The 5,827-nt window shown below is 58.6% G+C and carries 5 protein-coding genes; all 5 read right to left on the reverse strand.

What is annotated here, in order from left to right; all coding sequences use genetic code 11:
- Nucleotides 1–679: 679 nt before the first annotated feature.
- The gene (locus DLM46_RS40840) at nucleotides 680–1,003 is read right to left on the reverse strand and encodes a hypothetical protein (RefSeq protein ID WP_244306542.1); all 324 of its coding nucleotides are present in this window, start codon (nucleotides 1,001–1,003) and stop codon (nucleotides 680–682) included.
- Between the two features lie 98 nt (nucleotides 1,004–1,101).
- Nucleotides 1,102–1,602, reverse strand: a complete 501-nt coding sequence (locus DLM46_RS38605) for a hypothetical protein (RefSeq protein WP_115110281.1) — start codon at nucleotides 1,600–1,602, stop codon at nucleotides 1,102–1,104.
- Entirely contained in the window at nucleotides 1,595–3,919 is a 2,325-nt protein-coding gene (locus DLM46_RS38610) for a hypothetical protein (protein ID WP_115110284.1), read from the reverse strand. Before DLM46_RS38610 ends, DLM46_RS38605 begins: the two co-directional genes overlap by 8 nt.
- Nucleotides 3,916–5,460, reverse strand: coding sequence for a site-specific integrase (locus tag DLM46_RS38615; RefSeq protein ID WP_115110289.1), 1,545 nt, complete (start codon nucleotides 5,458–5,460; stop codon nucleotides 3,916–3,918). Before DLM46_RS38615 ends, DLM46_RS38610 begins: the two co-directional genes overlap by 4 nt.
- A 1-nt stretch (nucleotide 5,461) precedes the next feature.
- Complete coding sequence (locus DLM46_RS38620; RefSeq protein ID WP_244306543.1) at nucleotides 5,462–5,629, reverse strand: hypothetical protein; 168 nt, start codon at nucleotides 5,627–5,629, stop codon at nucleotides 5,462–5,464.
- Nucleotides 5,630–5,827 lie beyond the last annotated feature (198 nt).

Consider the following 5,827-nt stretch of genomic DNA (forward strand, 5'->3'; position numbering starts at 1 on the left):
ACCAGTGCAGCTGGATGCATGGCCGGCTCCGTGGTCCCGCAGGGAGCCGGCCAGCATACCGAGGCCAAAACACGACATTTCTAAATGGCCAGAACACGACATTTCTATAAAGCTACTACACCACATATGTTGATTCTTGGCACCTATGGTGTGGTGTTGCGTTGGTTTGGTTTTTCAGGTTTTGTTATATTTCAACGGGTAAGGCGGCCGACTTATCCACAGGATATCCACTTTTTCAGGTGTTTCCTGTNTTAAATGTTGATTCTTGGCACCTATGGTGTGGTGTTGCGTTGGTTTGGTTTTTCAGGTTTTGTTATATTTCAACGGGTAAGGCGGCCGACTTATCCACAGGATATCCACTTTTTCAGGTGTTTCCTGTTGCGCGACCGTAGCGCTGGCATTTGTTGCGTCGATGCTCATCCGAGGACGCAACAGGGTTAGGCCCGGCAACGTGATGCTGCCAGACTCAGTGTTGCGTTCCCGTCGGTCCCTCGCTTCCGACTTAGGGGCGGCTTTTCGGTTTCACACCCAGTTCCCACAGCATGTCGATGTTCTTGAGATACGTAGCAACGTTCTCAGCCGAACTGTGGATGATCGAATGTTCGTGGCCGTCAGCGCTGTCGACTTTCGCCGACCATGGGTCTTCCAGGCACTGGCAGATGTCGTTGATGTTGTCGCGTTACTGCTCCAGCGTTTCCGGGTCCCACCTTCGCACAACATCAGGGGCCAGCAGCACCGAGAGCGTGCCTTTCCGCTCGCCTATATACCGTACCGGCGCGAGCAGGCCACTGATGTAGAGCACCATAATCGCGTCGATCACGCGATCGTCATGATCCTCATCCCAGATGATGGCGAAGTCGAGGAACGTGCAACGTTCTAGCCGGTTCATAAACTCGTCGTGCCAGACCGGTGCCCGCAGAACAGAGTAGTGAGTTCCCCTGCCGAGATTGCCCACGGGGCGCGTTTCATCGTGCAGGGTCTGGAAGAAGGGGCAATAGGACATGTGATACTCCTTTCGGGAGAGAGGCGGCTTCCACCGCAGAACCGCAGCCATTTCGTGGCTGAGGGGATCATGCAAACATTGTCACGCCAACCAGACAGTCATCGACGCTTTGTTTCTCCCCGGCGCTTCGGACTCTCCGCCGGCATTGGAGATACTGTCGCTTCAGGTATGGCGCCAAGCTCCGCAAGTTTGTCCCGTGCGTCGCGATACTGTTCATAGAACCTGGCCCACTTGCTGAAGCCGCCGAGTTCGCCGACGGCGCGCAACATGGCAAGGTGGGAAGCGGTCAGTAGTTGCACAGTGGCTTCGAGTTCTGCAATCCTGATGTCCTTGTCGGCGAGCGAGGCCGCGGTATCGGCGCCGGAGCGTTTCGCAACACGGCCTCGCCAGCGCCGGTATTCGGCCTGCCGCTGCTGATATTCAGCGAGCAGCTTGCTCCGGGATTCGCTACGAGTGATCGACGACGCCGCATTAATGGATAGGTGTAACCGGGCAACAGCGCGTGCGGTGATATCTTCGTCCTCAGCCAGCAGCGTTTCGAGAATCTCACGCATCTGGTCGTCGTCGCTGGACGACGTGGTCTCGTTCAGTTCAATCATCAAGTACTCCGCGTTTCCGGGGCAGTGACAGGTCAACGCCGTCAGGGAAGGGGCGTTCACCCGCTGGTGTTGCAAGAAGCTTCTGTACGCCGGCCAGCCGCTTCTCTGCGTGGTCAAGCTGGTTTTTCCAGCCGATGCTGGTCGATGGTCTGGTCTTGATCGACTCGAGGGCGAGCTTGAACTTGCCCTCAAGCCGGATCAGGTTCTGCCTGTTCTCCGGCAGATCGGTAGCCGACAGATGGCGGCAGTCCGCGAAGCACTCGAGATGTTTGGGGCAGGGATCGACCGCAAATGAATTCAGGCAATGCCCATACGGTGTGGCATGGAAACCGTCCGCTTCGGCACGAAGGTACTCATACGCGGCAGTGTCGCCCTCTGTTGCCTGGATGCGCCGGAACGCGTCCACGATCGGGCCATTGGCCTTGCCGCCCTTGATAAGCCTGGCAACCGTGCTGGCTTTTTCACCGAGCATGATCTCGATGTCCTGCGGGATCTCGATTTGCTCCAGATCTTCTGCGAGGCTGCGATGGTCGTACTCGTAACTCTGTGCGACGCTGCGCCGGTTGAAGCGCTTCGAGATGATGGTGTCGGCGACGCCCAGCCGGAACAGCTCGGTGTTTTGCAGATGACGCAGCATGTGCGACTCGATCTTCAAGGCACGGTCTTCGTCGGTCTGTCCGTATTTTTCGAACAGCGACGGCAGGTCCTTGGAGTCACCGAGTGCCTGTCCAATGAACGTCGGATCAGGACGGTTAACCGACATGTAGCGGGTCACGTCGCACAAACCGTCGTTGCGCTCTTCGACAAGCGAGCGCTTGGGCTGCACGAACAGAAACTCCCACGGCTGAACGACACCGACCGCAAGCGGCAATGGTGTGGTGTCCGACACCTTCGTTGGCGTTTTGAGCCGGATATGCTCTTCGAGTTCTCCAACGTGCAGATGCGTCGCGTGCCATTCCATACGTTCAAGAAGGCTAACGGGAGAGCCGTTCCCATGGCGGAAGCGCATGCCAGTCTTGCCCTCGCGCATCGCTTTTACCAGACGATTTCCGAACTGATAGACGGCCATGTTCAGTGTAAGGTCACCGCTGCGGCGTCGTTCCATCTGATAGCCGTACAGCTCAACGAGTACCGCCGGATCGAAGTCGTCACGGTAGCGCTCGATGAACGGTTCCTGTTCAATATCCAGCCAGAACGGGTTACCCATCAACCGCGTATAGATTTCGATGATGGGCACGAGGCTGTCGGCCGGGTACCACGGAAGCAGACGCCCCGTCTCGCATTGCAGCTTCAGCGTCGCGCGTAGCGGATCTGTGAGCTTCGCGACATGGTCGAGCGTCTCGGTCAGCAGGACCCGGAACATGTCGGGAACAGGCTGCGTGTTTTCACGCAGGAAGCGGCTGTCCGACTCGTCGTCCTGCTGCTTTTCCGCGAAGTGCCGGGCCATCAGCGACGTTGAGATTCCACCGGCTTCGCCGGCAGGCCGACCCTTTGAGTCCAGATACGTCCGCTCGCGCCTCCAGTCGACCGGCAACAGAGCAGCTTCGCCCGCACGCATGCCAGTCACGATCATTGTGCGCACGGCGGCGAACCGCAGATCGTCCATGAACGTCCGCGGCTTCTCGGTCATCACGATTCGGGTCAGCTCCCAGAACGCCCGGCGTTCGGGTAGCCGCTCCTCGCGCTTGCGTGCCTCCAGGTCGGCGCGCAACTCGTCCTGCGACCAGGTATGTTTCGCCTTGATCGCGCTTTTCATTTTCATGCGCGGAACAGCGAGGGACGAGTACAGTGGACCGCCGTCGCAGAGGTGCTGGGCATCGAGCACTGTCTTGATGATGCCGATCACCAGGTCTCCCAGCTTTCCTGTGGCCTGGGTTGCTTTTCCGACACGGATCGCCAGACGCAGATCGTCGACGGTCAGTTGCCAGGGGTCCTTTTCCACACACGTTGCAACCACCCGTAGCGGGCGCGCGATGTTTTGCATGACGTGTCCGGTGGTGTTCCGCTTGAACAGCAGCTGTTCGGCAACGGCCGCCTTGATCAGATCCTGCCATGCTGACGATAGCGCTCGCCGGGGCAGTGGCGCTAGGCTCTGCTCAGCGCGCTCCGCATTGATGATCGCCAGCGCCTTCGCATCAGGTCCGAGATCTCGCAGGTAATGAGTCGGCGGCGGTACGTCGCCGGCAATGACGGTAAGGTTCCAGCCGACGCCGTCGCATGCGGCGCCTGTTTCGTCGAGAGGCATGTCCCACGACAGTCCTTTCTCACGGGCCAGCGTTTTGCCCAGTTCAATGAACGCGGAGTAGTGTGGATTCATCGATTGTCGCCTTCCAGTTCTTCGATGACTGTCTGTATCTCGGCGATCGTGCGTTGCAGTTGCAGGTAGGCCGGCGACCTGGTGTCGCCGCGGGAACTCTGGTCGAAGAAGATCACCACTTCACGCATCTCGGCCAGCACGCGCTCATGCATCGCCTTGTCGTGCAGGGGCATGAATTTCCTGCATCCGTAGCACGATGTGACCGGGTTGTAGGGGCAGGCGGGCTGGCCCGATTTGCAGCCCCCGATACCGGCTATCGGAATGCCGTGAGGTACGCCGGCAATCTGCTGCTCACCTTTAAGAAGGGTGAGCTCTTCCGGGGAGATGAACCGGTCGTGTGCAATTTTCGCCACGCGTCGGTATATGTCCGACGCCCCGAGAGCACGGTTGACACGCTCCGCGTGGGTGGCCGATGTCTCGTAATACACGAGTCCTGTTTGCACGTTCGAATGACCCATAAACTCGGCGAGCTCTTCGTGGCTTGCGCCCGCGTCAACGAGTCTCTGCGCCGCTGTGTGGCGCAGGTCTGTCGCCGTACCGAGGTCTTCGGAGTCGATCAGCTTTCTGACGAGCGCGGCAATGCGGGTTCCGGCTTCGTAGTTCGATTCGACAGCAAAGAAATGCCCAGCACCAGCGAGACCTTCAGCCGTTCGCCGGGCCTGTAACGCAACGAAGATCAGAGCCCACTCGCGCTTGACCCGACGCGTAAGCGGTTTTCTTTTCGAGTTGCTTTTCTGTTTGGCCATATGGAAGGTTAAATGCACCGTCGACGGTCCATCCGGTGCATCCTGCCAGATACGTACATTTCGCATGCTCAGCATCGCAATCTGGATCGGGCGCATGGCGAACTGGTAGGCGCACAGCAACATCCCTGCGTCGCAAATAACTTCGTACGACGGGACTGTGGTCGACTCAAGCGCCACAACCATTTCATCCAGATAGCGAACAATTGCTGCCTCTTCGTCCGCGCTCAGGAACACATCACCAGAGCGGACGCCCGCGTAAGCATCCCGGGCAGGCAAGGGAAGGGTGGTAGCGATGTAGGTATCGTAGGTATCGGCCCAGCCTCGCAATCGGTGGCGACATAGGAGTCGCAGCAGCGCTTTCACGAGGATATACGCCGAAAGAGGCATCTCGCGCACACGCAGTCTGGCCCAGACAGTCGCAATCCCGATGGGACCAGCACGAACGATTTCAATGATATCGGCGAGCGCTAAATGTGGCGCAGCGATCAGGTAGTTTGCCGCAGTCGATACGCTGAGATCTTCGCCGAGCAGGAACAGGAAGACGTGTTTCAACAGCAGGGCGTGATTGGCCACAAACCACGTGAAGTCGACCCTGATCGTCCGGCCGGTGATTGCCAGTTCAAAGACCACTTGGCCGGCCGGGTCCCGGATCGAGTGCTGCACATCATCGAAGTCGTCGTAATAGCGGATGACCGGCGGCAGCATCGGTAGTGCCGCTACAACCTGATCAATGACATCATCGGCGGGAACATGCACCGGAAACAGGTCCGACTGGATTGGTGGCTTGCCGCCCATATCAGATCCCCCTGGGCAAAGCCCGAAGCAGGGCAATCCGGTCGTCGAAGGCGTCATTCCAGACACCCGCCAATCGATCCTCGAACACGGCGCGCGCATACCGGGACGGCATGGTCGATGTCTTGGACCAGCCAAAGAATGTCCGTAGCTTCTGGAGGGCTTCATCCATCGCATCGCCGTGCTCCAGCAACTGATGGAGCCGGACTACGGCACACGTGTGACGCCTATCTCTCTGAAGACATAGGCGCCACTATGTTCCCTACCTGACTATATCGGGTAATTTGGATGGGCTCCTTGGCCACCTTGATACGCTTGGAGGGGCGGCGGTATGCCCGGCTAATCGCCCGATGTAGTTTCGCGGTCCTAC

Source organism: Paraburkholderia lacunae (assembly GCF_003353175.1).
In the GTDB taxonomy this organism is placed as follows: Bacteria; Pseudomonadota; Gammaproteobacteria; order Burkholderiales; family Burkholderiaceae; genus Paraburkholderia; species Paraburkholderia lacunae.

Bases quoted from the DNA above. Each gene is read 5' to 3' on its own strand.
- DLM46_RS40840 (WP_244306542.1), bottom strand. From the start codon at position 1,003: ATGTCCTATTGCCCCTTCTTCCAGACCCTGCACGATGAAACGCGCCCC.
- DLM46_RS38605 (WP_115110281.1), bottom strand. From the start codon at position 1,602: ATGATTGAACTGAACGAGACCACGTCGTCCAGCGACGACGACCAGATG.
- DLM46_RS38610 (WP_115110284.1), bottom strand. From the start codon at position 3,919: ATGAATCCACACTACTCCGCGTTCATTGAACTGGGCAAAACGCTGGCC.
- DLM46_RS38615 (WP_115110289.1), bottom strand. From the start codon at position 5,460: ATGGGCGGCAAGCCACCAATCCAGTCGGACCTGTTTCCGGTGCATGTT.
- DLM46_RS38620 (WP_244306543.1), bottom strand. From the start codon at position 5,629: ATGGATGAAGCCCTCCAGAAGCTACGGACATTCTTTGGCTGGTCCAAG.